General features: G+C 67.0%; 3 protein-coding genes and 1 pseudogene. 3 read left to right on the forward strand and 1 reads right to left on the reverse strand.

What is annotated here, in order from left to right:
• The coding region (locus AB1609_21695; protein ID MEW6049050.1) for an ATP-binding protein at positions 1-654 on the forward strand (654 nt) is incomplete at its 5' end.
• Between the two features lie 712 nt (positions 655-1,366).
• Here AB1609_21695 and AB1609_21700 read toward each other — a convergent pair.
• Positions 1,367-1,582 (reverse strand): annotated as a pseudogene (locus tag AB1609_21700) (transposase).
• Between the two features lie 16 nt (positions 1,583-1,598).
• Between AB1609_21700 and AB1609_21705 the strand changes: the two are divergent.
• Complete coding sequence (locus tag AB1609_21705; GenBank protein MEW6049051.1) at positions 1,599-1,871, forward strand: transposase; 273 nt, start codon at positions 1,599-1,601, stop codon at positions 1,869-1,871.
• A gap of 60 nt (positions 1,872-1,931) precedes the next feature.
• Complete coding sequence (locus tag AB1609_21710) at positions 1,932-2,171, forward strand: hypothetical protein (protein ID MEW6049052.1); 240 nt, start codon at positions 1,932-1,934, stop codon at positions 2,169-2,171.
• Positions 2,172-2,287: the final 116 nt, after the last annotated feature.

The following is a 2,287-nucleotide window of genomic DNA, read 5'->3' on the forward strand; positions in this document are numbered from 1 at the left end:
TGTGCGTCCGGTCCGGCGTTCGAGGGGGGTCATGTTTCCCGGGGGATGCGGGCGCTGGCGGGTGCTGTGGACCGGGTGTGGCTGGAGGGGGAGGAGATCAGGTTTACGGTGGTGGGTGGTGGGGAACCGGCTGGATTTTGCGGTGCCGGGCTCATCGACCTTTTGGCCGTGCTCCTGCGTGCGGGGGTCATGGATGCTGGCGGCCGGTTGCGGGCCGGTGCCCCTGGGGTGGAGGAGGGTCCTGACGGGCTCGAGTTCCGCCTGGGCGGGGTGCCTCTCACGCAGCGGGACATCCGGCAGTTGCAGCTGGCCAAGGCGGCGGTTCGTTCGGGAATCGAGGGCCTTTTGCGGACCACGGGCACGCGGGTGGAGGAGGTGGAGAGGGTTTACCTGGCGGGGGCGTTCGGGGTGGCGATAGATCCCGAGAGTGCCGTGGCCGTGGGCATGTTTCCGCGGCTGCCCCGGGAGAGGTTTGAGCCGGTGGGGAATGCGGCGGGCATGGGGGCGTACCTGGCTCTTGTTTCGGAAGACGAGCGCCGGGAGGCTGCCCGGGTGGCGCGCTCCGCCGGCTACCTGGAACTGATGACCCTGCCCGGGTATCAGGAGTTATTCCTTTCCTGCCTTGGCTTTCCCGATGCCTTCCAAGGTGTATAGCGTGCTCCTGCGCCGGGGTGCACCGGTGATTGGAACCGGGATGGACCTTCCCCGGGCGGCTGGGTGGACGGTGGGCGGGAGGGCCCGCCTGCCGTCGGTGATGAGGTCTGAGGATTCTGTTGGGTGGGCTTCGCCATTGCGGCATGCCGGGGACGTCGATCCCGGCACCCGGAACGGTCCGGCGGTGGCCCATGACGGGCGTTGTTTCGGCTTGCGACACGGGATAAGGTCCGCTCTGGTGCAGGAGGAGCTTTCGGGCACGCGTAGAACAGTGAAGCAACGGGACGTGGTTCCGGTTTCCGAGGCCCGGCAGCAGAAGCCCAACGGGGATAACCACCTCGTGTGCCGGCGCGACCGCGGGTGGGCGGCGCGGGTGTTCAAGGGTGGGCTCCTTGGCCGAGCCTACACCGAGGACCCCGATCCCGTCCGAGCTTTGTTCCTCGCCAAGGCGGCCCTGGGCGAGGCTGTGCCAGCAGGCTTCTCCTTCGCCCAACCCTGGGCCGGGCCCGATTCGTCTGATCTCCCGTCCCGGGGAGCCGAATCCTGTTTCTCGGCCACAAGAAGCCACACCACCGGGTGTTCGACCTTGCCCTCAGCCCAACCGTGGGAGAGCTGGACCCGCAGACAGGCAAAGCGGCCTGTCATGGGCCCTTTCGTGCCCTCCCGCCGGGTGACGGTCTGCCACGCCTCTTCGGGCAGCCCCTTTGCCGCCTCAAGGACGCTCTGGGGATGGGGGAGGCTCCCCTGCTTTGCCGCAGTGCTCCCGGTCCTCGGCCCACTCTTTGGGAAGGTACAGGCTGAAGTCCAGCGGCACACACGCATCGTCCGTGGCGTAATTCAGGCCAACCCCCACCTGGCAGTTCCCAAGCTTGCCGAGCGTCCCCGAATATTGACGTGCCGCCCCAACCGAGTGCTCGCCCTTCTTCGGAATTTCATACCTGGGCTTGGGTACAGGGGAACCTGACAGGCGAGGAGTCGCGGAGCTTTACGCCGAGATCGCCCAGCCATCGGTGAGCCCTGCGCAGCTCACCGCCGCCACCCTGATCCAGCTGGAGAAGGGGTTTTCCGACCGCGAGTTGGAAGAGGCCACCCTGTACGACGACCGGGTGAAGTACGCCCTGGGCATGTCCCGCAACGACCTGGGGCTGTGTGCGGTCACGCTGTGCCGGTTCCGGCAGCGGCTGATGGCTGCCCGACGGCGCGAAGGTGCTGCTTGACAAGGTGGTGGCGCTGGGCAAAGAGCGGGGGCATCGAACCCTGCCGAGAAGCAGGCTCTGGTGGAGAGCCTGGTGAAGGATGCCCGCCGGCTGGTGAAGGCGGTGCGCGAGAAGGGTGATGCTCCGGAGGACTTGAAGAACGCAGCCGACTTGCTGGAACGGGTGGCAGAGCAGGACATCGAGGAGGACGACCAGGGCAAGATACGCATCCGCCAGGGGGTGGACGTCGCTGTTTTGGAGGTGCTGCTTGGTACCATGCCCGCCCGAGACCGGTTCGACCAACCTTGTGCGTCACGGTAGAATACGTGTTATGCCGGGCATATGACTGCCGGTACGGGGGCGCGCGGCGGCGGAACCTTCGGCCACCGCCGCCCGTCCTTTTGGGGGGATGATGATGAAGCCCATGGGTCGGGTGA

The sequence above is a fragment of the Bacillota bacterium genome (assembly GCA_040754675.1).
GTDB lineage: Bacteria > Bacillota > Limnochordia > Limnochordales > Geochordaceae > Geochorda.